Origin of the sequence: Shewanella frigidimarina (genome assembly GCF_003797125.1) — a bacterium.
Classification (GTDB): domain Bacteria; phylum Pseudomonadota; class Gammaproteobacteria; order Enterobacterales; family Shewanellaceae; genus Shewanella; species Shewanella frigidimarina.
The window spans coordinates 668817-695715 of record NZ_RKKE01000002.1 but is presented as its reverse complement, the minus strand read 5'-3'; the positions used below and the strand labels follow the sequence as shown (position 1 = coordinate 695715).

Below are 26899 nucleotides of genomic sequence, written 5' to 3'. Positions count from 1 at the left end.
ATTTCATTATTTTGGAAGATATTGATCAGAAACTATATGGTCATTTCAATAAAAATATAACCTATTTATTTGTCTAAGCATTTACGTTTCGGCGTAATCTTCAGGTTATTTTTCATCTGCAATATCTTTTAACATCATAGCCAACACAGTAAATTGAATACTTAAGTCGCATTGAGTTGATACGTGTAATTGCAGGATTAAAGGCGCTAGGGAACACAGGAGCAGTTACCGACTGCAATTACGCTAACTGTTACGCATTCTCCTTAGAGAATGTTTAACTCTTGCTGAGAGACCTAATGGGCAATGAATTTGATATGGTAGTATTTGGTATTTCTATGCCTAACCAGTACTTCCTTGTAGCTATAGATGGGCGGTGACAACTTAATATCCTGCCATCACTATCTTCTAGTGAGTGAATAAAATAACAATTTGAACCTTACATTTGCCTTAAACAATTACGGCTGAAACATTAATTTTGATGACCATATTGCAAAAGAGTTCTGCTAGGATTTTTTAGAGAATAGAGAATAGAGAATAGAGAATAGAGAATAGAGAATAAGGGGCAGCTTACCATTTTGCCAAATGAATTAAGCCCTTTAGATGAGGTAATATGTTACCTGCGGAAGGTTAATACGGCCACTGCCACCTCAAAATAATGTCGTTTTAAATTGATGAACCACTGACTAACTCTTATGTTCAAGGCAGTCGCTAATGAATGTGTTTCGGCATCTGATACCAGACATTGAGCTTGTAGTGGTTAAACGTGCATTATTTTCGCAGTATTACAGGCAATATATTTCTCTTCAAACTCTTCTATTGGTAATGGCTGGCTGAAGTAAAAACCTTGGCCGATTTCACATTGATTTTCTTTGAGCCATTCCAGCTGTTGAATATTTTCAATACCTTCAGCAACAATGGTCAAATCAAGCTGGCGTCCGAGCATTAAAATAGTTGACGCAATTGCGCTATCTTCTGGAAGATCGCTAACAAATGCACGATCAATTTTCATCGTGGTAATCGGCAAGTGTCGTAAATATGATAATGAAGAATACCCAGTACCAAAGTCATCGACCGCAATACCAAAACCAGCTGACTTGAGTTGTTCCAATTTGGTAATTGCTTGTTCAACATCATTCATCAGTGACGTTTCTGTTATTTCTATTTCAAGCAATTCTGGACGTATTTGATAACGAATTGCCAGTTGCTTTATATCAGGTACTAAACTGGCATCGGCAAATTGTTGCGAGGCCACATTAACAGCAATAGGAATAGCATAATTGTATTTTCGTTGCCATTCCCTAATGACTTTACAGCTTTGTTCGATAACCCAACGGCCGATAGGGATGATAATACCGGTTTCTTCAGCAACAGGGATAAATGACATTGGGCTGATTAATCGACCGTCTTTTTGCCAGCGAATAAGTGCTTCACATCCGACGACTTGATTGGTGTTTAAGTCAAACTTAGGTTGGAAATATAGTAAAAATTCGTTGTTTTTCAACGCATCGTGTAATGAGGCTTCTGTACGTAATCTCACAGCTGCACGTTCTGTCATTTGTTGTTTAAAGAACGACCATTGATTAGAACCAGCGGCTTTAGCGCTGTACATAGCAATATCTGCATGACGAATTAAATCCTCTGCGGTGTTACCATCTTCTGGATATATTGATATCCCGATAGAAGCCGCTGGATGGATAGCATGCTCATTTAGTTGAATCGGAGTATTTAATTGGATCAGTAACTTATCCACAAAATCAGCTGCTTGTGCCGGGGTTTGTATTTCATCGGCTAAAATCACAAATTCATCGCCACCTAAACGCGCCACGCTGCCTCGATCACCGACCACTCTTTCTAAAATACGTGCGATTCGTGCGAGGAATTGATCCCCTAATGCATGGCCTAAAGAGTCATTGACGTTTTTAAACCGATCTAAATCGATAAAGAGTAGAGCAAAATTTCGTTTATGAACTCGTGATCGTTGAATCGTCACATTGAGTGTTTCTAATAATAAGGTTCGGTTTGGTAAACCAGTTAATGGGTCTCGCGTCGCCATCTTGCGCAGTTTATTTTGAGTCTGACTAAATTGTAATAAAATTTGATTAAATTTACTGGTAACGAGCCCTAATTCATCATCTTTATGGGCTTGAGACATAGGCAACAAGTTTTCATCTGGATAATCTGGGTCAATTTTATCGATAGCTTCACTAATACGTGCGATAGGTTGTGTTAGAAAACGATGAAACACCACTGTTAGAACAAGTGTGAGTAATAATGCACGAGCTAATGTGGCTATTAGCCCAAGTTGTAGCTGGCTAAAAAGTTTTGTGGTGAGTTTTTGAGTGTCGTAAAAAATGGTTAGTGTGCCAATGAGTTGCTGTTGTTTATTGCCTTCAAAATAGAACGGACGATACAGCGAACGGGAAATTTCTTTTCTTTCACCAAAAAGGCGATTACTTAAGGATATGTAATTATTAGAGAATTCATCTGATTCATTGGCCTCAGACACAAATAATGAACCATCATCAAGCTCAATGACCGCTGAACCGACATTATCGACTTTGATAATACCTTCGAGTGTTTGACTAGCAAGTTTGTCATCTAACGACCATACTGCATTGGTGGTGGTTTGTTCTACGGAATTTAGCAGTTCTTGCTGTGCTGCAGTGAGCTGTTGATTAGTCGTAATGACCATAAACGCAATTTCTACTATAAAGATGGCAATTGCAAAAAACAAAGCAGTAAATACCACTAAGTTTGTTTGTTTCCATGTAAGAGACTTAAAACGGGCAGTCATGTATTATTCCATGTCATATAAGTGACTAATTTTACGTTAACTTTCGCAATTTGATTGCTAAAAGTACTCATGATTTATAGGCGATATAAAATCAATCTTAACGTGGTTAGGTAATTAGTTAACCCTACAAAAATTGACACTATTAGCTACAACTTTAGTCAAATTCATCTGTCTTGTCATCAATAATCAAATCAAATAGTAAACCTCAGGTCACTTAATCGAAAAAATCTATGTTCAAAAACGTCTAAATCATTTGTTAATACGATGATCTCACGTAGGAAAATGATTATTTTAAAGATTTTCACATTCTGTAACTCGCGTCTATTTAACTATTCAGCTGAATTGAAGTATACTTGTGCGCGTAATTAAAGGTCATTAAATTAAGGAATGGGTCACGTGAATCCAATTGTAAAGAGTTTTGAGTATGGTCAACATACAGTCACCTTAGAAACAGGTGTTATTGCACGTCAAGCTGATGCTGCAGTTTTAGCAAGCATGGGCGATACCACAGTATTAGTTACTGTAGTTGGTAAAAAAGTAGCGGATTTAAGCCGTGACTTCTTCCCGCTAACTGTTAACTATCAAGAAAAAACCTATGCTGCAGGTAAAATACCTGGTGGTTTCTTCAAGCGTGAAGGTCGTCCATCAGAAGATGAAACTCTGATTGCGCGTCTTATTGACCGTCCTATTCGTCCTTTATTCCCTAACGGTTTTAAAAACGAAGTTCAAGTTATCATCACTGTGGTTTCTGTTGATCCACAAATCGAGCCAGATATTGTTTCGATGATTGGTACCTCAGCAGCGTTAGCTATTTCTGGTATTCCTTTCAGTGGCCCACTAGGTGCGGCGCGTGTTGGTTATATCAACGATGAATATGTACTTAACCCAACGGTTGATCAGCTTGCAACAAGTTCACTAAACTTAGTTGTTGCTGGTACTAAGGCTGCTGTACTTATGGTTGAATCTGAAGCTAAAGCGCTTGCAGAAGAAATCATGTTAGGTGCTGTAACTTACGGCCATGATCAACAACAAGTTGTTGTTGATGCTATTGCTGAGTTCAAAGCAGAAGCTGGCAAACCAACATGGGATTGGACTGCACCAGTTCAAGATCAGGCATTAGTAGCTAAAATCAAAGAGCTTGCAGAAGCTGGCATGACAGAAGCTTACCAAATTGAAGTTAAGCAAGACCGTTATGTACAAGTCGGTATTGTTAAAGCTGCCGCGAAAGCTGCATTAGTTGCAGAGAATCCAGATGTTGATACTCGTGAAGTAGACAACTTACTTGGTAGTTTAGAGAAAAGCGTTGTACGTGGCCGTATTATCAGTGGTAAGCCACGTATCGATGGTCGTGAACCAGATATGATCCGCGCGTTAAGTGTTTTAGCGGGTGTACTTCCACGTACTCACGGTAGTTCATTATTTACTCGTGGTGAAACTCAAGCATTAGTTACCTGTACATTAGGTACTGAACGTGATGCTCAGAAAATTGATAGCATTATGGGCGAACGTACTAATCGCTTTATGCTTCATTATAACTTCCCTCCGTATTCTGTTGGTGAAACAGGTATGGTTGGTTCACCTAAGCGTCGTGAAATTGGTCATGGTAAGTTAGCATGGCGCGGTATGAATGCCGTTATGCCTTCTGCTGAAGAATTCCCATACAGCATTCGTGTTGTATCTGAGATTACTGAATCTAACGGTTCAAGCTCTATGGCTTCAGTATGTGGTACTTCATTAGCATTAATGGATGCCGGTGTACCGATTAAAACTTCAGTTGCTGGTATTGCAATGGGTCTAGTTAAAGAAGGCGACGATTTCGTTGTACTTTCTGACATCTTAGGTGATGAAGATCACTTAGGCGATATGGACTTTAAAGTAGCTGGTACTCGTGATGGTATTACTGCTCTGCAGATGGATATCAAGATTGAAGGTATCACTAAAGAGATCATGGATATTGCACTGCAACAGGCTTATGGTGCACGAGTTCATATCCTAAACGTGATGGACCAAGCTATTGGCACACATCGTGGCGATATCTCTGCTCATGCTCCACGTATCACTACCATCAAGATTAACCCTGAGAAGATCCGTGATGTTATTGGTAAAGGCGGTGCGGTAATTCGTGCGCTAACCGAAGAAACGGGTACTACGATTGAGCTTGATGACAATGGTACTGTGAAGATTGCCTCTTCAAACGGTGAAGCAACTAAAGAAGCTATCCGTCGTATTGAAGAAATTACTGCTGAAGTTGAAGTGGGTCGTATCTACAACGGTAAAGTTATTCGTATCGTTGATTTCGGCGCATTCGTTAACATTCTTCCTGGTAAAGACGGTTTAGTACACATTTCACAAATCAGTGATGAACGTGTTGCTAACGTGTCAGATCATTTAGAAATGAACCAAGAAGTAGCTGTTAAAGTTATGGAAGTGGATCGTCAAGGTCGTGTAAGACTATCAATTAAAGAAGCTCAAGCGAAAGAAACTGCTGAGTAATGTAATTTAAAGGCTTAACGACAAAAAAGGAGATCATTTGATCTCCTTTTTTTTATCTACAAAAAATAATCTGTAATGTGCATGGCTCTTAGATTGCCAGATTGCTATGATATTGAATATTAATAGAACCTGATAAGGTAAAGCGGATGGAATGTAAACTACGCACCACAATCGTTGCCGTTGTTGTCGGTGCAAGTATGTTGTTGTCAGGGTGTGCTGCAACGTTAGGTTCAAAGGATAATATTGCAGGGCAGATGATTGTTGCGCCTGTCATGCCTGATTATAAATTGGAAGTGACACTCGCAAAGCTAAATGAAATTTTGGCTACTATGGAGTTAACTGACGAACAACGTGCACGTTTTCATTACGATCGTGGGGTCATTTATGACAGTGTCGGATTGCGTTTACTTGGCCGAATCGATTTTCATCAAGCATTAAAATTACAACCCGATCTAGCCGATGCGTATAACTTTCTTGGTATTTATTACACTCAAGAAGGTGAGTTCGACAGTGCTTATGAAGCATTTGATGGTGTCCTTGAATTGTCACCAAACTATGACTATGCCTTTTTAAATCGTGGTATTGCATTATATTATGGCGAACGTTACGAATTAGCCGTTAATGATATGAAAGCTTTCTATGATCGTGATCCTAGTGACGGTTATCGAGCTTTGTGGCTGTATTTGATGTCTTCATCTATTGATAGCAAGCTGGCCTTGGCTGATCTTGGGATACAGCGTCAGCAGTTAAAGGATCAAGATTGGGCCAGTGTGTTAGTCGATTTTTATTTAGGTAAGATCAATCAAGAACAAGTATTTGCAGCTGCGAAAGAAGGTTTATCTCAGCCCAAAGAATATGCAGAACGTTTATGTGAAGCGTATTTTTACTTAGCGAAACATGCTGCTGAAAATGGTCAATATCAGCAAGCCGCTAATTTTTATCGTTTAACATTAGCCACCAATATCTATGATTTTGTTGAGCATCGTTATGCGAGAATTGAATTGGCTAGAATGAAAAATATGATTCAACAGTCTAGCGAATTGTCATCGAAGAGCTAAAAAACACTTTGCCTAGCCAATTCTATCGATAGGCGCTATAATTTGCGCCTTTTTTAGCGGCTAGTGCAAGGTTAACATGTCAGGCAATAAAGTTGAGGTCGACAAGCGTCGTACCTTCGCCATCATTTCGCACCCCGATGCGGGTAAAACCACCATCACCGAAAAAGTACTTTTATTCGGAAACGCCTTACAAAAGGCTGGCACGGTAAAAGGCAAAAAGTCTGGTCAACATGCTAAATCTGATTGGATGGAAATGGAAAAAGATCGTGGTATTTCGATTACCACTTCTGTGATGCAATTTCCTTACGGTGGCGCGCTCATCAATTTACTTGATACGCCTGGTCACGAAGACTTTTCGGAAGACACTTACCGTACACTAACCGCAGTAGATTCTTGTTTAATGGTTATTGACTCTGCGAAAGGTGTTGAAGATCGTACCATTAAGCTTATGGAAGTGACGCGTTTGCGTGACACACCGATTGTGACATTCATGAACAAATGTGATCGTGATATTCGCGACCCCATTGAATTGATGGATGAAGTAGAAGACATCTTAAAAATAGCTTGTGCACCTATTACTTGGCCAATAGGTTCAGGTAAGGAATTTAAAGGTGTGTATCACATCTTGCGTGATGAAATCATTTTATACCAGAGCGGTATGGGCCATACCATCCAAGAAGAACGCATTATTAAAGGATTACATAATCCGGAATTAGATAAAGTGCTTGGATCGTACGCCAATGAAATACGCGATGAAATGGAACTTGTTGCCGGCGCTTCAAATGAATTCAATCAAGAAGCTTTTCTAAAAGGCGAGCTTACGCCAGTATATTTTGGTACAGCCTTGGGTAACTTCGGTGTGGATCATATTTTGGATGGCATCGTTGAGTGGGCTCCAAAGCCGCTTCCTCGTGAAAGTGATGTACGAAATGTCACGCCGGATGAAGAAAAGTTCTCTGGCTTTATTTTTAAAATTCAAGCCAATATGGATCCAAAACATCGAGACCGTGTTGCCTTTATGCGTGTTTGCTCAGGTCGATATGAGCAAGGTATGAAAATGCACCATGTGCGTATCGGTAAAGATGTTAATGTCAGCGATGCTTTGACCTTTATGGCTGGAGATCGAAGCCGTGCTGAAGCGGCCTATCCAGGCGATATCATTGGATTACATAATCATGGCACCATGCGAATTGGTGATACATTTACTCAAGGCGAAAAACTACGCTTTACTGGGGTGCCAAACTTTGCACCTGAAATGTTCCGTCGTATTCGTTTAAAAGATCCACTAAAACAAAAGCAGTTGCTTAAAGGCTTAGTACAATTATCTGAAGAGGGAGCTGTACAGGTCTTCAGACCAATTGATTCTAACGATTTAATCGTAGGCGCGGTTGGTGTGCTACAGTTTGAAGTGGTTGTTGGACGATTAAAAAGTGAATATAACGTAGAAGCTATTTACGAAGGTATTAGTGTGAGTACCGCACGTTGGGTGTATTGCAAAGATGAGCGTAAATTAGAAGAGTTTCGTCGTAAATGTAGTCAAAATTTAGCCCTCGATGGCGGAAATAACTTGACCTATATTGCTCCAACAATGGTTAATCTAAATTTATCTATGGAACGCTACCCAGATGTTGAGTTTGCCAAAACACGCGAACATTAAATGTTAAGAAGTGTTTTACAGATATGTTAAAAAAAGGTGGCTTTGCCGCCTTTTTTATTATTATTTTTAAGAGGGAATTAAGATGATTAAGGCTATTTTTAGACTATTTATTGTGAAACCCTGGCAAAGGTACATTTTATGGTGCGATGAGATGGGATTAACCCTAGAAAATAAACGTAGCTGTGTACCACGATTGAGTGAACCTACAAATGAAGCATCGATATCTGAGCCCGTCATAAAACAGAATGTTATTGGTAATAAAAAAGAGCGACATTATGATTGATACTCATGCCCATCTCGACATGTCAGAGTTCGATAATGATAGAACACAATTATTCGATGCCATGCATCGCCATGGTATTAGCTCTGCTATTTTACCAGGAGTGTCAGTCGATCAATGGCAAAAGCAAATCCTAATAGCGCAGCAGTTTAATTGTTATTTCTCACTCGGTATTCATCCTTGGTATGTGCCGGATGATATTGATGCGGCTATTATTACACTTGAAGCAACGATACAACAATATAGCAAGAATAGGCGTTTGGTTGCTGTTGGGGAGTGTGGGCTGGATAAATTACATCATTGGTCAGATAAACAATTGTTGTTACTTGAGAAACAGTTATCACTTGCTCAAATTTATCAATTGCCCGTCATTTTACATGCCGTTAAAGCTCATCAAGAATTATTGTCATTGTTGGATCGTATTAAGCTATCTAAAGGCGGTGTTGTACATGGATTTTATGGCAACAGTGATATTGCGAAACGTTATATTTCGCTGGGTTTTAAATTAGGCATTGGTGCTTTAATACTCAATCCAAGTGCAAAAAAGCTTCGAGAAACAGTGGTTAATTTACCTTTAGAGCATTTTTTATTGGAAACGGATTCGCCAAGCATGCCACCTTTTGACCATCCTAAATCACGAAACACTCCTCTTATTCTGCCTCGAATTGTGTCCGAAATCGCATTTTTGAAGAAAAAGCCAACTGTTTGTATATTAGAACAGTTGAATAAAAATGCGTTGCAACTGTTTGAGCTTTAATTGTTTTTTAATGAACATAGAGACTTAAATTGTTTTTAATGTCGTAAGGGTTTGAAATTAAACTTTAAAAACTTGATCAAAACGACGCTTTTCGTTTCACGCTCAGTTATAATCATCAACGGAAATTAGGTGAGTTAACAACATTCAAAAAAACTGTTAACAAAAGGGTGATGATTAATGGATATAGTAATGAGTTTAGTAGGGGTGGTCACCTTACTATTGATAGGTTTTGCACTATCAAACAATAGAAAAGCAATTAACGTACGTACTGTCGGTGGTGCTTTATTAATTCAAGCATTCTTCGCTGGTTTTGTTTTATATGTTCCAGTCGGTAAAGATATACTGAAAGGTGTTTCTGATGCGGTATCAAGTGTTATTAGTTATGCACAAGCAGGTACCAGCTTCTTATTTGGTGATTTAGCTAACTTTAAAGTTGGTTTTATTTTTGCCATTAACGTATTACCTGTCATTATTTTCTTCTCTTCTCTAATTGCAGTGCTTTACTATTTAGGCATTATGCAGTGGATCATCCGTATTATCGGTGGTGGACTACAAAAAGCATTAGGCACTAGTCGTACAGAATCTATGTCAGCTACAGCGAATATTTTCGTTGGACAAACAGAAGCACCATTAGTTGTGCGTCCGTTTATTGCGACAATGACTCAGTCTGAGTTATTCGCAATCATGGTTGGTGGCTTAGCATCAATCGCTGGTTCTGTATTAGCTGGTTACGCTCAAATGGGTGTTCCAATTCAATACTTAGTAGCAGCGTCATTCATGGCAGCACCAGGTGGTCTATTAATGGCTAAACTGATGCACCCTGAAACAGAAGCTTCTATCAACGAAATGGAAGATTTACCAGATGACCCAGATAAGCCAGCAAACGTGTTAGATGCTGCTGCTTCAGGTGCTGCATCAGGTATGCATCTTGCATTGAACGTTGGTGCTATGTTGATCGCATTCGTTGGTTTAATTGCAATGATCAACGGTATCATCGGTGGTGTAACAGGTTGGTTTGGTTTAGAAGGTATTACTCTAGAACTTATCCTTGGTTATATCTTTATGCCTCTTGCTTTCTTAATCGGTGTACCTTGGAACGAAGCACTTGTTGCTGGTTCTTTCATCGGTCAAAAGATTGTTGTTAACGAATTTGTTGCTTACTTAAACTTCGCTCCGTATCTACTTGATGCATCTGCTGAAGGCTTCAAAGTAGTAGCTGAAACAGGCGCAATGATGTCTGACCGTACTAAAGCAATTATCTCTTTTGCTTTGTGTGGATTCGCTAACTTATCTTCTATTGCAATCTTACTTGGTGGTTTAGGTGCTATGGCTCCTGCACGTCGCCATGACCTTGCAAAATTAGGTATCCGTGCTGTTATCGCTGGTTCATTAGCTAACTTAATGAGCGCGACATTAGCCGGTTTATTCTTAGCTATCTAAGTTAAGAGTAACTCCAGGGGGAATACCTCCTACAGCTGGGTCTTTACGTTAATAATAATTAGAGACCCAGTTTTGTAATAAAGTTGTTATTGATTTTTGTGTTAATCCACCGTTTCCCAATACGAAGTTATGCTGTTTTATTGATTGCAAAAGAGGATGCATTAAATTCTCTAGTCAAGATTGAAATGTCAAATTGTTAATGATGTGTGGACAAAAAGTCGCGACATTGTTCACAAAAAAGAATTTTGTATTCGTTTTTTATCGATTAAATATTGAGATTTATATCAGTAACGGTAAAATACGAATGATTAAAAAGAAGTGCTATCCAAGAAGATAGTTAAATAATATACATGGGGTTGATGATGAAAAATGTAAAAATGTTAGCTTTAGCGGGTGCAACAGTCGCTGCTATTTCTGGTAATGCTTTCGCTGCAGATCGTACAGATCTTCACGCTACTGATTACAAATGGTTGCAGTTTAATGCTATGTACTCTATCGGCGAAAAGCCAGATAACCCAGCTTCTGGTGATCAACATAACTACTTAGAAATGGAGTTTGGTGGTCGTTCTGGTGTTGTTGATCTTTATGGTTATGTTGATGTGTTCAACTTAGCAAATGAATCTACTGACAATGGTGACAAAAATCCTGGTTCAGGCACTAGTAAATTGTTCATGAAATTTGCTCCACGTTTCTCTATCGATGCGATTACTGGTAAAGATTTATCTTTTGGTCCAATCCAAGAAGTATATTTCTCAACCTTGTTCAACTGGGATGGTCTTAACGGCGAAGGCGTTAACTCTACATTCTGGGGTGTTGGTGCTGATGTAAACGTACCTTGGTTAGGCAAAACTGGTATGAACCTTTATGGTTACTACGACATGAACGCTAAAGAGTGGAACGGATATCAGTTCTCAGCTAACTGGTTCAAGCCTTTCTACTTCTTCGACAACAAGAGCTTCTTATCATTCCAAGGTTATATCGATTACCAATTTGGTGCTGATGAAGACGACAACATGTTCGTTCCTAAGACTTCAAGCGGTGGTAACATCTTCTTTGGTCTATACTGGCATTCAGATCGTTACGCGCTTGGTTATGGCTTAAAAGGCTTCAAAGACGTATACCTACTTGAAGATGAAGGCGGATTGGTTGGCCTAGAATCTACTGGTTGGTCACATTACCTATCTGCAACTTACAAGTTCTAAGATTGGTATAGTGAATCAGTTGGAGCCGCATTTGCGGCTCCATATTTTATAATAAAAGTAATATCGAACTTTCATTTAAAATCATTGCCTAACAAGAGTGTTTTTATATAAAAGTTTGTACTCTACAAAGTTTTATTTTTACGCGCTAAAAAGGATTTTTCGCGGAACAGTTGAAACAAATATCTTTGTTTTATCTTTTCCGGTCTTCAAGGATTCAAGTCGTGGTACTCGTTATCAGATTGAATACTTAGGTTAGTAAATAGCAGCAAGATTTACTGGCAATACTGAAGGCCCGGCCATAATTATAATCATATGCCAGCTACATAGTGTTGCCTGAAAAAAATTTATCAACTTTGATTTATCGTTTCGGAGAGCAATTATGACTGATTTAAAAAAAGCGGCACAACGTGGTATTGAGTTAATGGATTTAACCACTTTAAATGACGATGATACTGATCAAAAGGTCATCGATTTGTGCCATAAAGCCAAGTCTCCAGCAGGTAATACTGCCGCAATTTGTATTTACCCTCGTTTTATTCCTATTGCACGTAAAACATTAAATGAACTTGATTGTGAAGACATTAAAATTGCAACAGTGACGAATTTTCCACACGGTAATGATGATATTGCCATCGCAGTATTAGAAACTCGTGCAGCAGTTGCTTATGGTGCTGATGAAGTCGATGTTGTGTTTCCATACCGTGCATTAATGGATGGTAACGAAACTGTCGGTTTTGAAATGGTTAAAGCGTGTAAGGAAGAGTGCGGCGATGATGCGATTTTAAAAGTTATCATCGAATCTGGTGTGTTAAAAGATCCTGCTTTGATCCGCAAAGCATCAGAGTTAGCTATTGATGCAGGTGCTGATTTTATTAAAACATCAACGGGTAAAGTACCGGTAAACGCTACGCTTGAAGCGGCTGAAATTATGTTAACTGTGATCAGCGAGAAAAATCGCAATGTAGGCTTTAAGCCTGCCGGCGGTGTTCGTGATGCAGCTCAAACAGCTGAATTTTTAGACTTGGCTGCGCGCATATTAGGTGATGATTGGGTTACCCCACAAACTTTCCGTTTTGGTGCTTCTAGCTTGTTAAACAGCTTGTTGCATACATTAGAATTAGTAGATGCTCCTAAACCTACTTCAGGTTACTAATCGCATAGATAGTCCAAAATCTCAGTATGGCCCTGGATCATTGCCGTACTGAGGCGCTATCACTTGATAGCATCCTATTATTAAAGGCGACCCTAAAGGTGATGGGTTGCCTAAAGGGAGACGTAACATGTTTTTAGCTCAAGAAATTATTCGTAAAAAACGTAATGGCGATGTATTAAGCACTGCAGAAATTCAATTCTTTGTTGATGGCATCACTCATAACACGGTTTCAGAAGGCCAAATTGCTGCGTTCGGCATGGCGGTGTATTTCAAAGATATGAATATGGATGAACGGATTGCATTAACGATTGCGATGCGTGATTCCGGAACCGTATTAAATTGGGATTCTCTCGGCCTCAATGGCCCGATTATCGATAAGCATAGCACTGGTGGTGTTGGCGATGTAATCAGCCTAATGCTTGGCCCTATGGCTGCAGCTTGTGGCGGTTATGTGCCAATGATTTCAGGTCGTGGCTTAGGTCACACCGGTGGTACGTTAGATAAATTTGATGCCATTCCTGGTTATCAAACTGAGCCTTCAAGTGAATTATTCCGCAAAGTGGTTAAAGACGCTGGTGTTGCCATTATTGGTCAAACCGGTGACTTAGTCCCTGCTGATAAACGTTTCTATTCGATTCGTGATAATACCGCCACCGTTGAATCTATTTCGTTAATCACCGCATCTATTTTATCTAAAAAGTTAGCCGCGGGACTTGATGCTCTTGCAATGGATGTCAAAGTCGGCAGCGGTGCATTTATGCCAACTTACGAAGCATCTGAAGAATTAGCTCGCAGTATTACTGCTGTTGCTAATGGCGCAGGAACTAAAACAACGGCATTGTTAACTGACATGAACCAAGTATTGGCTTCGTGTGCAGGTAATGCGGTTGAGGTTCGTGAGGCGATAAACTTTTTGACTGGTCAATATCGTAATCCTCGTTTATATGCTGTCACCATGGGATTATGTGCAGAAATGCTAATTTTGGGTGGTATTGCACAGAATGAAGCAGAAGCTCGTCATAAACTAAATACTGTATTAGATAATGGTAAAGCAGCTGAGGCATTTGCTAAAATGGTATCTGGCTTAGGTGGCCCAACAGACTTTGTTGAGGCATACGATAAGTATTTACCTCATGCGAAAATTGTACGACCTGTATATGCCAACACATCTGGCTTTGCTTACAAAATGGATACACGAGAACTTGGTTTAGCCGTAGTGACCTTAGGTGGTGGACGTCGCAAACCAGGTGATGCACTGGATTACAGTGTTGGATTAACTCAAGTATGCGCATTGGGTCAGGAAGTTAACAAAGATGTTCCGTTAGCGATGATCCATGCTCAATCTGAAGATGCTTTCGCCGAAGCTGCCGCTGCTATTCAGCAAGCCATTATTATTGGTGATAGCGCGCCTGAGAAAACGCCTGAAATATATCGTTATATTCGCGCTTCAGATTTATAAAGGAAACAAATAATGAAACGTACTTTTATCTTAATGCTCGACTCTTTTGGTGTTGGTGCTGCTACCGACGCCGATAAATTTGGTGACGTTGGCTCTGATACTTTTGGCCATATCGCACAAGCCTGTGCTGACGGCAAAGCGGATATCGGCCGTCAAGGTCTATTGAAATTACCTAATCTTGCTCGCTTTGGTTTAGGCCATGCTGGTTTTGAAAGTACTGGTAAGTTTGCAGCTGGATTTGCTGATAATGTCGAAGTCATCGGTGCTTATGGTCATGCTGACGAATTAAGCTCAGGCAAAGACACTCCTAGTGGTCACTGGGAAATGGCGGGTGTTCCTGTCCTTTATGAGTGGGGTTATTTTAGTGACTTAACCAATTCATTTCCTAAAGAACTCACAGATAAAATCCTTGAACGTGCTGGTTTAGATGGGTTTTTAGGTAACTGCCATGCTTCAGGTACTCAAATTCTTGAAGAGTTAGGCGAAGAGCACATGAAAACAGGCAAGCCTATTTTCTATACCTCTGCTGACTCTGTATTCCAAATAGCATGTCATGAAGAAAGTTTTGGTGTAGAAAATTTATATAACTTGTGCAAAATTGCGCGTGAAGAGTTAGAGCCTTATAACATTGGTCGTGTAATTGCTCGACCATTTGTTGGTACTGGCGCTGCTGATTTCGCTCGTACTGGTAACCGTCATGACTATGCGGTATTACCACCAGCACCTACAGTATTAGATAAGCTTAAAGATGCTGGCGGTGAAGTGGTTAGTATCGGTAAAATTTCTGATATATATGCTCACAGTGGTATTACTCAACAATTTAAAGCGACTGGTCTTGAAGAGTTATTTGACGAAACTTTAGCGCAAATTAAACGTGCTGGTGATAACACCATTGTGTTTACTAATTTCGTTGATTTTGACTCTCATTATGGTCATCGTCGTGACACCGCCGGTTATGCTAAAGCACTTGAGTACTTTGATTCTCGTTTACCGGAATTATTAGCGATTTTACAACCTGAAGATTTAGTTGTTTTCACAGCTGATCATGGTTGTGATCCTACTTGGGTTGGCACTGAACATACTCGTGAACGTGTGCCGGTTCTCGCCTATGGTGCAGGTTTATCTGCAGGCTCACTAGGCCGTCGTAAGTCTTTTGCTGATATTGGTCAGTCTATTGCGAGTTATTTTAAGTTAGAACCGATGAATTATGGTGAATCTTTTATTAATTAGTCACATTTTCAAACGACGGTTCTATATAAAGTTTAATGGCTTTGCTAAACTGTAAACATGACTAAGCAATACAAATAAAATAGAAACATAGGGGTTATAACATGGCTACACCACATATTAACGCTGTTGAAGGTGCTTTTGCTGAAACGGTACTTTTCCCAGGCGATCCATTACGTGCAAAATACATTGCTGAGACATTTTTAGAAAATGTTGAGCAAGTGACTGATGTACGTAACATGCTAGGTTTTACCGGTACATATAAAGGTAAGCGTATTTCTGTTATGGGTTCAGGTATGGGTATCCCATCTTGTTCAATCTATGCACACGAACTTATCAAAGACTACGGTGTTAAGAATTTAATCCGTGTTGGTACTTGTGGCGCAATCAGCGCAGACGTAAAAGTACGTGATGTGATTATCGGTATGGGTGCATGTACTGACTCTAGAGTTAACCGTTTACGTTTTAAAGATAACGATTTTGCTGCAATCGCAGACTACAGCTTACTAAGTGCTGTTGTTGATTCGGCTAAAGCACACGGCACTAAAATCCGTGTTGGTAACGTTTTCTCTGCCGACTTATTTTATACTCCAGATCCTCAAATGTTTGATGTTATGGAAAAAATGGGTATTTTAGGCGTCGAGATGGAAGCTGCTGGTTTATACGGTGTTGCACATGAATTAGGTGCTAAAGCGTTATGTGTTGTAACGGTATCAGACCACATTCGTACCGGTGAGAAGACGACCTCTGATGAGCGTCAAACAACATTCAGCGACATGATTATCATGACTTTAGATGCAGCGTTAACACTGTAATTTAAACGTTAGTCATAAAATGGGCACTCATTGAGTGCCCATTTTTTATGTTTGTGATTTATGTCAGCAATCTGTCTAGGCTGGAGGGTCTTGTTGTATATCTTCTGACTCGTCTGCTTGCGTTTCGTTTGAAGCGAGCAAGGCCGATTTTTTAGGCTTTTTACGTAATTTAGCTTGGGCTTTTCGGCGGTCAAAATCAGCACGTTTAAATGAAAGTGCCCGTGATAATAGTAAACCAATAAAGCCAGCTACAATTAACATCATCTGCTGTAATTGCATGTTCTGTTCGTGCAATATTTTTATTTCATCGAAAAATATATCAAGATTTAAACGTACTTCAACGTAACCTAAATTATTGTCGTCTTGAATAACATTTTCAATCAAAGGTGGATATGGTTTTAATAAGCCTTTTAATATTTCAGAGTCGGCTTCTAAGTTTTCATAAGAAACACTTTGAGCAAATGCTAACCTTACACCCTGCGAATTATAGATATTCACCGACATCACTTTAGGATCAGCAGCAAGTGCTGATGCTAACCATTGCAGTTGCTCATCATTTTGTAAAAACATTGCCGGAGCTGCACCATTAGCGGCTTGTTGTGCTAATAGTCTTGCCATCACTTTTGTTTGTGAATTTAGTAATTTTTGACCATTACGTAAACTTGATTGCCACAAGTACATTAGACCGATGATCAGGGTTATTGCGACAATGATTTGCACAATCCGGCTGATTTTTTGCCTTTTCTTAAGACCTTTAACAAAAATCACTTTAATCCTCAGTGTTTTTTCTATTTAATTGGAAGCTGTTTTGGGGAGTTCTTTTATCGAGCAACCATTCTGTGCTAACCCAATTACAGAGAATTATCAAAAAGCTATACTAATCGAAAAATTTGTCAGTAGATAGTCGTAACATACTAAGAGGCCGTATTGATGCTTGAACAACGTGATAATGTTTTACTAAATTTTTTATTTTCAGATACTTGTGAGACATATCAACATTTAGGCTGTGTGTTATATCGTTATCAAGAGTCAGATTACTTACTTAACTTACAATCTCACCTACCGTATCGTTGTCGAGTTATTTTTAGTGCGCAATGCTCAGCAGAGATAGAAGCCTGGTTATCTTCCATATCTATCGATACTCATATCGCAAAGCTTGACAGGCAAAACGATTTATTAGGTTTTGAGCTGTCGGCTCAAACCGCTAATGATGTTTTAATTGCGTCATTCCCAACAAATATAGCTGCTGAAATAGTGCTTATTCAACAACCATTAGCTCGCCTCAATCAACCGGGGTTATTGGTGATGGATATGGATTCTACTGCTATTCAAATTGAATGTATTGACGAACTCGCTGCTATGGCTGGTGTGGGTGAGGAAGTTGCCGCAGTTACGGCAAGTGCTATGCGTGGCGAATTAGATTTTGAACAGTCTTTAAGACAACGAGTCAGTAAGCTTACCGGTGCTGATGCCTCTATTATTCAGCAGTTGTGCGACAACTTGCCGTTAATGTCTGGTCTTGAAGTAATGTTAGCCGAGTTAAAAACACATCAATGGAAACTGGTTGTCGCTTCTGGTGGGTTTACGCCATTTGTCGGTCATTTAAAAACATTGCTTAATCTTGATGCGGCATTTGCCAATGAGTTAGTTATTGTTGATGGCAAGCTGAGTGGTGAAGTAACAGGTGAAGTGGTCGATGCTCAATATAAGGCTAACGTGATTAGTCTGTGTGCGGAACAGTGGGCTATTCCATCTGGTCAGCGAGTTGCCATTGGTGACGGCGCCAATGATATTCCGATGATCCAAGCCGCCGATTTAGGATTAGCATTTCATGCTAAGCCTAAATTAGTTGCTGCTGCAGATGCATCAATCCAAAATGTTGATTTACGTGCATTAGTCTTTTGCCTACAACTGTAATTAGTTAGTGTTTACATTTATGAACAAGAATAAATATAGAATTATTACTCTATTCTAGTTGTATTTCACGGTAGTAATGTTAGTTTTATATTTATAATCACTAACATAACTGCCTATTTTGACTATAGATATCCTCCAAAACTCACTGTTTATACCATACAGAGATGGCCAATTGCATCTGCGGCATATTCGTCCTACTTCGCCTATAGCACTCGGTATTCCTATTTTGATGTTGCATGGTGCTATGTCCAATGGAAGAGTGTTTTATAGCAGCTCTGGTCGTGGTTTAGGCTGTTTTTTAGCTAACGCTGGTTTTGATGTTTATGTGATGGATACCGCAGGACGAGGCTTAAGCGAGCCTAAAATTCATCGTGACTTCACTTTGGGCCAAGGAGAAGTCATTCGTGAGCAATTGCCATTAGTGCAGCAGTTTATTCTACAGCGTCATCCATTGGTTAATAAAGTACATTGGTGTGCCCATTCATGGGGCGGGGTGTTAATGGCCAGCAGTTTGGCTCGTTATAGCCATCTACAGTCTAGTGTGGCATCGTTATTAACCTTTGGTTCCAAACGTACTATCAAAGTGAAGTCATTTAAAAAATGGCTTATGGTCGATTTTTTCTGGAATCGTTTTGCGCCTTTTTATATTGGCAGACAAGGCTACTTTGATGCCAGTCGACTGCGCGTTGGTATGGATAATGAAAGCAGTGCATCATTATTACAAACGATTGATTGGGTGCGAGGTGATTGGGTAGATCATGATGATAATTTTCATTATGCAGAAGCCGCAACCAAAGCGGTATGGCCACCAGCATGGTTTATCGCAGGTAAAAATGATCATGTATTAGGCAATCCGTCAGATGTACGCGATATGATTAATGAATGTGGTTTTAGCCAGGTTAAGTACACTTTGCTCGCCAAAGAAAAGGGCAATTTATTGGATTACAATCATGCCGGTATGTTGACTGCTCGACAAGCCGAGCAAGATCACTTTGTACAAATTAAACAATGGTATTTATCAATGTGAGCCAAGTTAGCTGTAGAGAAATAGTACGTGGTTATTAACCTATTCTTTGGTTAGCCAATCTTTGGTTAGTAAAAATGCAGTTTTTAAATAAATTCAGATCATCGATTTATGCTATTTTTAATTATGATTAGCGGTTTCTGAAAGATTACTTAGGCTAGTGTCATTAAGCTTGGAAAACGGATTTCAACTTCAGTAGTAATATCTAATAGCTCACCTGAACCGATAACTCTCCACAATTGCTCTTCTAATTGCTTTGCACGGTGATTAGCATGTATGTGGATATATTCTAGCTCGCGTCGAATATAGCTCATATCGGGCTTGTCAGTTGCTCCTATATACACCCTTAACGCCATGAAGCGACCCACTTTTTTACTTTGAGTAATAAATTGAATTTGTTGTTCTCTATTACCCAGTTCAGATTTAAGTTTACATTGGATCTGTACTGCACCTCTAGGGTGACGGGTGAGTTGCATAAACACTTCAAAAAAGGCCATACCATGAGTCGGTTTCATTAACTTGATAGGATCTATGATGTGTTGTTTTAATACATTGTTGTCCAGTAGTGGTTTTAAATTGTATTGCAGTACTTTATCGCTGTCTTGAGCAAATAAATGGCTTATTTCATCCGTTGTTGTGCCAATACCTATGTAAGCCATTTGAGCCGCTTTTACTGTTTTTTCAATAAAATATGGCACTCCTGGTAATTGGCGCATCACAAGGTTTTTCATGCCATCAGCCAGTTCTTTTTTTTGGCCTTCATTATCTGATAACTGCTCGAGTTTTTGTTTATTGTGAGCAATCAATTTACTTAAAAACTCTACACCTTCATGCGGGGAGTGACCTATGATGGCGCTCAAATGTAAAGTCACACCATTCATCCTGCTGCGAATTAACTGGTAAGGTAAATTTGATAAATTAGTTTTACCCGCAGCGGCTTGCAGGCGTGGAAATGACAATGTGACTGCTCCAGGTTCGTTGAAGTTAGCCGATTTCTCTAACGTCAGTTGTAAACCTCGACTCGAAATATCATGGGTAATACCAGTGGCCTGTTTGTCACCTTGTTGAATTGTGATTAAGGTTTTAAAAATGAATCGAGCCTCATGGCGCCGCTCACTAAATGGCATTGATACTTTTTTGATGCTGTGTTGTTTTATTTTTGCTTGGGAGAATATCTTTAAGCCATTCACATCAGATTGATCAAACCAGCATTGATAGTCTTTACGAGCTTCCTCGTTGGTTAAATCAATAAGTTGTACAGTATGACTAAATTGAGCTAATTGTTGCTCAGTGAGGGCAGCATAACGTGCATCATCCCCCGGTAAAGTGGACGTTTTGTAGTTTTTGCTATGATCAATAGGTTGCATTACAATTTTAAATACGCGCCAACTTGTTTTGGTAGACGCAAAACCCAAAAACAGATGAATATTTTTGGTCGCTTTTAGCTCCGCTAAGGTTGCAGAATAAAAATGTAATTTACCGTTAGAGTTATGAATAAAACTGAATAAATAACAATGCTCACTATTATCAATGTTTTTGAGCATTTGGGTTAAACGTCTGGTATTAATAAAACTCGGTAACTGACTAATTTCATTTTCATCTTGAAAATAATGTTGGATTGGTTTGTTACCTCTACCCAATAATTCGTAGTTTATGAGTGGTTTACCTTCAATGATGGAAACGAACAGAGGTAAATGTGTTAACAGAGGTAAGTAATGTCGCTCATAACCTAACCCGGTAGCGGTAACAATGACGTCGTTGACATCTACTTTATAACGAAACTTATAGCCGCGGATAAGCTGTGATAACAAGCTGTCTAATGCTTCTCCGCCACCCAGTCTTTTCAATCTAAAAACAGCACTATCATCTTTGTTTTGAATATCCACTATTTGATATTCAACACCCTGCTTTAGATCATCGAGATAAAATTCATCACTGAGTTCAAGTAGTTTTACCAGTAAAGGTTTGTCTTGGTCTAAATGATGCTTTAACGGTAACTTAATGCGAGCTCCGCCGACAGATAAATCTAGCGTTGCACCACTGACTTCGGTTATTCCTTGCTGAGAAACCATAATTCGAATGCTATAATTCATTCGTTCTTCACAGCGATTAAAATAACTGCCAAGCACAACACCAGGCACCAAAAAGGGATTTTCTTCGTCAATGACCTCAACTGAAACATTCTCTCTGAGTTTAAGACGTCGAAGTTTATGCGCTTTTATAACGTGCTCGTACACACCTAAGGTATATTTGTTACGGTATAATGGTAGCGCTTGTAGCAAGGCTTCTTTAGCGGGCTCGTCTAGGAAATATCTTTGATTGGCGACGACAACTTCTTCACATGGCAGTTCTGTTTTATCTCGTAAATCGATAATTCGCGTGCACAAAGATGAGATGCGATTTAGCTCCATTTTCAATAGAAAACGGGTTGAATTCGATTCATCAACTGTTAACTGTTCAAATACGTCCTGAAAATCAGGTTCCATGATCAACGGTTTCAGTTGTTCTATTAATGCCCTGTGGTTATCTAAACTCATTATTTTATCGTTTTAAATGCTTATTGTGAGTCTGGCTGATAATTTTATCGGCAAGAAAGCGCTGATCTTTATAGTAATATACATTTCAATGTTGTTCGATAGGAATGCACAAATGATATCGTTGTTAATACCCTCGAAACGAAGATTAACATAGCGTATTAATAGCAATGCTGTATTGATGTAACGTTAGTTTATTGCTTTTTTACAGTTTGTTTACATGAGTGTGGACAATATTTTAATCGTTGGCAAGACTCTGACTAAAGATCGTTGTTATTATTATACTTATGTGTTGCCTAAATCGTCATTTTGATTCGACCGATGTTAGGTTTAGGTGATATAGAAAATGTGTTAATAATGATGGTTTATTGATTCTTAAGCCGAATAACATCAAGCATAAAGTACTAATTGATTTACAACATAGGAACTAACATGGCAAAAGCTCCAAAAATGGCATTTGTTTGTGACGATTGTGGCCTTGATTATCCGCGTTGGCAGGGACAGTGTCGTTGTGGTGCGTGGAATTCTTTGGTAGAAATGAAATTGTCAGCCTCAAAGAGTTCAACTTCACGATCATCTGTATTGGGATACGCTGGTGCAGTGGGTGGTGGCTCTAAAAAACTCAGTGAAGTTGAGTCAGAAGATGCCGAGAAAAGACTCACTGAAATCGGTGAGTTAGATAGGGTACTAAGTGGCGGTTTGACGACAGGATCGGTGAATATTATTTCTGGCGACCCAGGTGCTGGTAAAACAACATTACTATCCGATTTGGTCGCTCGGATGTCACAATCTATGGCTTCACTGTACTGTACTGCAGAAGAGTCATTATCTCAGTTCAAAAACCGTGTTAATCGTTTAAAGCTTAATTACAACGAAGATAACTTATTTTTGCTGTCTGAAACCAGTGTAGAAGCCATTATTGAGGAATTAGAAGCCAAGCAGATCAAGTTTGCTGTCATCGACTCTATTCAAGCGGTTGTCACCGATGCAGCCAATGGCAGTCCAGGGTCGCCTTCACAAGTTAAAACAGCGGCGCAAGCGTTTACTCAATATTGTAAGAAAAATAATGTCACCATGTTCATTATTGCTCATGTGAATAAAAATAACGAAATAGCCGGGCCGCAAACCTTGGTTCATATCGTAGATTCATTGCTACATATCGACACCAACGATGGACAAATTCGTACCTTACGCGCTAATAAAAACCGTTTTGGTGATGTTGATACCGTGGGGATATTCCGCATGAGTGAACGCGGTATGATCAGTGTTGATAACCCTAGTGAAATATTTTTGTCGGGCTCAACCACTGAATCGCCAGGCTCGACTATCACTTGTATTCGTAAAGGTAACCGTAATTTACTGTTGGAAATACAATGTTTAACCACCGAGACTGAATCTGAGTTTCCACAACGTGTGTGTGTGGGATTAAACATGAATCGGATTAAAATGCTAACCGGTATTTTACGTAAGCATACTAAAACCAAAATTTTTCATGATACGTTTTTTAATATAGTGGGCGGTTTAAAAATTGATGAGTCGGAAACCTGCATCGATCTAGCGCTTGTTACGGCATTACTGAGCAGTTTAAATGATTTTATCGTGCCTAGAACCACTTGTATTATGGGGGAGTTGAGTTTGAATGGCGATGTGCGCCCAATTGATAGCGGTGTACCGAGAGTCAAAGAAGCTGCGCAGCATGGTTTTACAGAGATTTTTATCCCATTCCGTAATTATCACAAAACCATGGAAGGGCTAGGGGCAAAAATTATCCCAGTGAAAACTATCCATGAGCTGCTTGAACTAATTAATTAAGCCTCGGGTGATAAAAAGCAAAATTTGAACATAAAAAAGGTAAGTCATTGACTTACCTTTTTTGCATCTTAACTTGTTAGATCGGCTGTTTAAGGCGCTGAAGTGATTAAAGAGGTCAACTCACGATTTAATAGCTCTGGATCACCCATATTCAATTCAATAATTCGGCGAAGATGGGTAATGCTGTCAACATCAATGTGAGTACACTTTAAGCCAAGGTGTTCTGGGGTTTTATGGACAATTGCCGCTTCCATTTTCAGCTCAATGTCAGAGTCGGGTAACACAAACTCTAAGGTTAAAATGCTATTGAGCTGACCTGTATACCCAGATGGCAATTCTACTAGTGCACCATTAAGACTTAAATCTAAAATTTTAGTGCGCCAAGTTTGTTCTGTTTGCGCAAGATGAGCACTGGCTGCAAAAAAAATACGAGAAAACTTACGTCTGTCATCCATGGTTTACCCTTAATAATCAATATCGCAATGACACAAAGTCAGTGTTTATTGTTTAAGCATACTCGATTTATTTCGATTACGCTGAGAATATTTAGTCTAAAAAAGGAGCGCATTGCGCTCCTTAGTGATATTGAGTTGTTTACTTTCTGACTTCAACTAAATGAGTAAATGACCCATTAAGGCAATTACTGGCAGTGTCACTAAGGTTCGTAGAATGAAGATAACGAATAGCTCAAAAAAGTTAACCGGGATTTTACTACCAATTAAAAGAGCACCTACTTCACTCATATAAATAAGCTGAGTAACCGATAATGCCGCAATAACAAAGCGGGTCAAATCTGATTCTATAGAGCTGGCCAAAATCGATGGAATAAACATATCGGCAAATCCCACCACAATCGTTTTCGAGGCTTCGGTAGCTTCTGGAATATGCAGCAGTTCTAATAGCGGAATAAATGGCATACCTAAGTAATTAAAAATAGGTGTATGTTCAGCCAACACTAATGCGACGGTACCAATAGCCATAACAACAGGGATCACCCCGAATATCATATCGACAACGTTTTTAATTCCTTCAGTTAGCACATGCTTAATGCCACCAGCAGAAGATGCCCGTTGCATTGCTTGTTCAAATCCCCACGAAAATACGCCATGACTGGCTGGGATTGTTTCGTCATCTTCATGGCGAGGAGTATCATCGATATACAGATCTTTCTTCCATGATAATGGCGGTAGTTTAGGTACTATTATTGCGGCAATAAACCCTGCTAAACACACCGTCAGATAAAATGGCACAAATAAGTGCTCAAGTTTGACTTGTGATATCACCACTAAGCTAAAGGTTATTGACACGGCAGAAAAGGTTGTGCCAATAACAGCAGCTTCACGTGCAGTATAGAAACGAGTTTCGTATTGTTTGGTGGTCATTAAAATGCCCACACTACCATCACCTAACCAAGATGCCATACAGTCAATAGCACTGCGACCAGGTAAATTGAATATTGGACGCATCACTTTGGTTAATAATGTGCCAAAAAATTCTAATAAACCAAAATTGAGCAATAGCGGTAATAACATGCCAGCAAAAATAAATACTGAAAATAGTACTGGTACTAAATCATTCAGAACCAAGCCACCGGTTGCAGATGAAATAATCGCTTCGGGTCCCACTTGCCAATAAACCATGACGATAAAGATTGCGCCTAGAATTCGCACCGCTAACCAAAATAAATTTACTTTTAGCAGTGTGCGTAAAAAAATACTTTTACGAACGAATTTAGGATTAATGAGTTGAGTGAGTAATGAGGCCAATGCCATTAGTACCACTATGCAGGTCATAATAAGCTGAATCGAACTGCCCATTTGGCTTTGCAATGCTTTTGAGATGATTGCAATCGGAATGGTAATCGAACCATCGACATTGATAGGCGTCATAAACAGTAACAAGCCAATCAGTGACGGAATAATAAAGGTGAGAATTGTTTTAATGTTATGTTTTTTATGTGTCACGTTAAATACACCTTACTTATGTGTTCTAAGTTGGCCAGCTGTGCTACCCAACTGTTTATTATGGACCGAAATTGAATGTCCATTCAGTAGTTTTTTTTTGGTAGGCAAGGTTACCCCCTTATTTGCAGTATGTAAAATGATAACTTAACCGAATAGATATTAGTTAAATGTGAGTAGATATTTACTTTAAGAAAGTGTCGGAGTATATCGTTAAAATCTAATTTAATCAGTTGGTTAATATTTTGTTGCGGAAGTGTGTTCTCTTTGAGGTGGGGGCTTTTTTATGGTTTGTATGCCATTAATAAACATGGATATGATTACGGTTCATGACCACTTTTATTAATGGCTATCAAGTAGCGTTTGTAACGTTATCTCGCTGGAGAATTGGGCTCAAGGGAATAGTCCATGCCCGGTAACCCTAACCAATAGCCATTGCAATGATGATTGATAATCGATGCCTGTTTATTGTCGTTAAACTGTTTTGTGATTAGCGCCTTACTATTAATTGGATCCTCTGTTATTTGCGCTAATACATGAGCAAGTTCTGAACCCATGGCGACATCGGTTAATTTATTGGGTGATATACGCCAATAATCAATTCCCATGTCTATCATTTGTGGAATTTGGTTAATCAGGTTTACCTGCGCCGCAGATTGAGTTTGAATACCATTTAAGCGGAGTAAGGGTTGTGACTCTTGAGTTTGAGCCAGTAAGCCTTTGCTATGGCGTTGGCAAATAGTTTGACACTTATCTTTTGGCAATTGGTAATGTTTGGCGGTAAAACAGCGTGCAGAATGTGCTAACGGCAAATAGCCGTGACCGAGCACCTCTATTTCAAAAGCGGGTTTATCACCCTGGTTGATGACAGTGTTTAACCACTGTTGTGATAATTCACAAGGCATCACAAAACGATACATTCCTTTTTGGTGCAATAAATTAAGGCTGGTCCGATTATAATTATTGATTGTTGGCCCACACACAAAGGGGACTTTCGCTTGGTGCGCATAATGTACCGCAGCCATGTCATTAGCTTCAATACTGAAATCACCATTATCAATAGCTCGTTTCAGTTCATTAAGTTCAGATTGCGCCTCTATCAAAGCCATGGTTGATAACACCACGTGTTTGCCATGAGACTTAAGCATCTTGGCGAGTTCAAGGTAGTCGTTAAACTTCAGTTCGCGGCGGCGGCTGCATACGGTTTCACCTAAATAAACGGTATCGATGTTACTCAATGCTACTTGCTGATAAAAGTGTTCAACGTCAGATTTTGACCAGCAGTAACTAATTGGAGCGAGAGATATTTTCATTGT

Annotated in this window: 19 protein-coding genes; 13 read left to right on the top strand and 6 right to left on the bottom strand. The window is 39.4% G+C overall.

Features of this window, described 5'->3' with window-relative positions:
- Nucleotides 1-757: 757 nt before the first annotated feature.
- Entirely contained in the window at nucleotides 758-2794 is a 2037-nt protein-coding gene (locus tag EGC86_RS07950) for a putative bifunctional diguanylate cyclase/phosphodiesterase (RefSeq protein WP_123777173.1), read from the bottom strand.
- 396 nt (nucleotides 2795-3190) lie between these two features.
- Between EGC86_RS07950 and pnp the strand changes: the two genes are divergently transcribed.
- The 10 genes from pnp (at nucleotide 3191) to deoD (ending at nucleotide 16335) form a co-directional block, all read left to right on the top strand.
- Nucleotides 3191-5287 carry a polyribonucleotide nucleotidyltransferase gene (pnp, locus tag EGC86_RS07945; RefSeq protein ID WP_011636469.1) on the top strand — a complete coding sequence of 699 codons (2097 nt, stop codon included), beginning with the start codon at nucleotides 3191-3193 and terminating at the stop codon, nucleotides 5285-5287.
- Nucleotides 5288-5433: 146 nt separating this feature from the next.
- Nucleotides 5434-6345, top strand: coding sequence for a lipoprotein NlpI (nlpI, locus tag EGC86_RS07940; RefSeq protein WP_123777172.1), 912 nt, complete (start codon nucleotides 5434-5436; stop codon nucleotides 6343-6345).
- 76 nt (nucleotides 6346-6421) lie between these two features.
- On the top strand, nucleotides 6422-8002 hold the full coding sequence (prfC, locus tag EGC86_RS07935; protein ID WP_011636471.1) for a peptide chain release factor 3: 1581 nt from the start codon (nucleotides 6422-6424) through the stop codon (nucleotides 8000-8002).
- Nucleotides 8003-8277: 275 nt separating this feature from the next.
- A complete protein-coding gene (locus EGC86_RS07925; RefSeq protein ID WP_123777171.1) occupies nucleotides 8278-9039 on the top strand; it encodes a TatD family hydrolase in 762 nt (253 codons plus the stop codon).
- A 177-nt stretch (nucleotides 9040-9216) separates the two neighbouring features.
- A complete protein-coding gene (locus EGC86_RS07920) occupies nucleotides 9217-10479 on the top strand; it encodes a NupC/NupG family nucleoside CNT transporter (protein WP_011636474.1) in 1263 nt (420 codons plus the stop codon).
- A gap of 362 nt (nucleotides 10480-10841) precedes the next feature.
- Entirely contained in the window at nucleotides 10842-11681 is an 840-nt protein-coding gene (locus EGC86_RS07915; protein WP_011636475.1) for a nucleoside-specific channel-forming Tsx family protein, read from the top strand.
- 379 nt (nucleotides 11682-12060) lie between these two features.
- Nucleotides 12061-12834 carry a deoxyribose-phosphate aldolase gene (gene deoC / locus EGC86_RS07910; RefSeq protein WP_011636476.1) on the top strand — a complete coding sequence of 258 codons (774 nt, stop codon included), beginning with the start codon at nucleotides 12061-12063 and terminating at the stop codon, nucleotides 12832-12834.
- 127 nt (nucleotides 12835-12961) lie between these two features.
- The gene (gene deoA, locus EGC86_RS07905) at nucleotides 12962-14293 is read left to right on the top strand and encodes a thymidine phosphorylase (RefSeq protein WP_011636477.1); all 1332 of its coding nucleotides are present in this window, start codon (nucleotides 12962-12964) and stop codon (nucleotides 14291-14293) included.
- Between the two features lie 12 nt (nucleotides 14294-14305).
- Entirely contained in the window at nucleotides 14306-15523 is a 1218-nt protein-coding gene (locus EGC86_RS07900) for a phosphopentomutase (protein WP_123777170.1), read from the top strand.
- A 101-nt stretch (nucleotides 15524-15624) separates the two neighbouring features.
- On the top strand, nucleotides 15625-16335 hold the full coding sequence (gene deoD, locus EGC86_RS07895; RefSeq protein ID WP_123777169.1) for a purine-nucleoside phosphorylase: 711 nt from the start codon (nucleotides 15625-15627) through the stop codon (nucleotides 16333-16335).
- 75 nt (nucleotides 16336-16410) lie between these two features.
- Here deoD and EGC86_RS07890 read toward each other — a convergent pair whose 3' ends face one another.
- Nucleotides 16411-17103, bottom strand: coding sequence for an AhpA/YtjB family protein (locus EGC86_RS07890; protein ID WP_123777168.1), 693 nt, complete (start codon nucleotides 17101-17103; stop codon nucleotides 16411-16413).
- Nucleotides 17104-17265: 162 nt separating this feature from the next.
- Between EGC86_RS07890 and serB the strand changes: the two genes are divergently transcribed.
- Together serB and EGC86_RS07880 are read left to right on the top strand one after the other, a co-directional pair.
- Complete coding sequence (gene serB / locus EGC86_RS07885; RefSeq protein WP_123777167.1) at nucleotides 17266-18252, top strand: phosphoserine phosphatase SerB; 987 nt, start codon at nucleotides 17266-17268, stop codon at nucleotides 18250-18252.
- A gap of 118 nt (nucleotides 18253-18370) precedes the next feature.
- Entirely contained in the window at nucleotides 18371-19279 is a 909-nt protein-coding gene (locus EGC86_RS07880) for an alpha/beta fold hydrolase (RefSeq protein WP_123777166.1), read from the top strand.
- Nucleotides 19280-19428: 149 nt separating this feature from the next.
- On the opposite strand, the gene EGC86_RS07875 is transcribed toward EGC86_RS07880, so the two are convergent.
- Complete coding sequence (locus tag EGC86_RS07875) at nucleotides 19429-21813, bottom strand: PilZ domain-containing protein (protein ID WP_123777165.1); 2385 nt, start codon at nucleotides 21811-21813, stop codon at nucleotides 19429-19431.
- Between the two features lie 429 nt (nucleotides 21814-22242).
- Between EGC86_RS07875 and radA the strand changes: the two genes are divergently transcribed.
- A complete protein-coding gene (gene radA / locus EGC86_RS07870) occupies nucleotides 22243-23622 on the top strand; it encodes a DNA repair protein RadA (protein WP_123777164.1) in 1380 nt (459 codons plus the stop codon).
- A gap of 89 nt (nucleotides 23623-23711) precedes the next feature.
- On the opposite strand, the gene EGC86_RS07865 is transcribed toward radA, so the two are convergent.
- The 3 genes from EGC86_RS07865 to EGC86_RS07855 all read right to left on the bottom strand — a co-directional run bounded on the left by EGC86_RS07865 (nucleotide 23712) and on the right by EGC86_RS07855 (nucleotide 26896).
- Nucleotides 23712-24077, bottom strand: coding sequence for a PilZ domain-containing protein (locus tag EGC86_RS07865; RefSeq protein ID WP_102035935.1), 366 nt, complete (start codon nucleotides 24075-24077; stop codon nucleotides 23712-23714).
- Nucleotides 24078-24233: 156 nt separating this feature from the next.
- Nucleotides 24234-25511, bottom strand: a complete 1278-nt coding sequence (locus EGC86_RS07860; RefSeq protein WP_425376023.1) for a YjiH family protein — start codon at nucleotides 25509-25511, stop codon at nucleotides 24234-24236.
- 443 nt (nucleotides 25512-25954) lie between these two features.
- Nucleotides 25955-26896, bottom strand: coding sequence for a U32 family peptidase (locus EGC86_RS07855; protein ID WP_123777162.1), 942 nt, complete (start codon nucleotides 26894-26896; stop codon nucleotides 25955-25957).
- Between the last annotated feature and the right edge of the window lie 3 nt (nucleotides 26897-26899).

What these genes read in the sequence shown, in the direction of transcription:
- EGC86_RS07950 (WP_123777173.1), bottom strand. Translation starts at nt 2,794, where the DNA reads ATGACTGCCCGTTTTAAGTCTCTTACATGGAAACAAACAAACTTAGTG.
- nlpI (WP_123777172.1), top strand. Translation starts at nt 5,434, where the DNA reads ATGGAATGTAAACTACGCACCACAATCGTTGCCGTTGTTGTCGGTGCA.
- prfC (WP_011636471.1), top strand. Translation starts at nt 6,422, where the DNA reads ATGTCAGGCAATAAAGTTGAGGTCGACAAGCGTCGTACCTTCGCCATC.
- EGC86_RS07925 (WP_123777171.1), top strand. Translation starts at nt 8,278, where the DNA reads ATGATTGATACTCATGCCCATCTCGACATGTCAGAGTTCGATAATGAT.
- EGC86_RS07920 (WP_011636474.1), top strand. Translation starts at nt 9,217, where the DNA reads ATGGATATAGTAATGAGTTTAGTAGGGGTGGTCACCTTACTATTGATA.
- EGC86_RS07915 (WP_011636475.1), top strand. Translation starts at nt 10,842, where the DNA reads ATGAAAAATGTAAAAATGTTAGCTTTAGCGGGTGCAACAGTCGCTGCT.
- deoC (WP_011636476.1), top strand. Translation starts at nt 12,061, where the DNA reads ATGACTGATTTAAAAAAAGCGGCACAACGTGGTATTGAGTTAATGGAT.
- deoA (WP_011636477.1), top strand. Translation starts at nt 12,962, where the DNA reads ATGTTTTTAGCTCAAGAAATTATTCGTAAAAAACGTAATGGCGATGTA.
- EGC86_RS07900 (WP_123777170.1), top strand. Translation starts at nt 14,306, where the DNA reads ATGAAACGTACTTTTATCTTAATGCTCGACTCTTTTGGTGTTGGTGCT.
- deoD (WP_123777169.1), top strand. Translation starts at nt 15,625, where the DNA reads ATGGCTACACCACATATTAACGCTGTTGAAGGTGCTTTTGCTGAAACG.
- serB (WP_123777167.1), top strand. Translation starts at nt 17,266, where the DNA reads ATGCTTGAACAACGTGATAATGTTTTACTAAATTTTTTATTTTCAGAT.
- EGC86_RS07875 (WP_123777165.1), bottom strand. Translation starts at nt 21,813, where the DNA reads ATGAGTTTAGATAACCACAGGGCATTAATAGAACAACTGAAACCGTTG.
- radA (WP_123777164.1), top strand. Translation starts at nt 22,243, where the DNA reads ATGGCAAAAGCTCCAAAAATGGCATTTGTTTGTGACGATTGTGGCCTT.
- EGC86_RS07865 (WP_102035935.1), bottom strand. Translation starts at nt 24,077, where the DNA reads ATGGATGACAGACGTAAGTTTTCTCGTATTTTTTTTGCAGCCAGTGCT.
- EGC86_RS07860 (WP_425376023.1), bottom strand. Translation starts at nt 25,511, where the DNA reads ATGACGCCTATCAATGTCGATGGTTCGATTACCATTCCGATTGCAATC.
- EGC86_RS07855 (WP_123777162.1), bottom strand. Translation starts at nt 26,896, where the DNA reads ATGAAAATATCTCTCGCTCCAATTAGTTACTGCTGGTCAAAATCTGAC.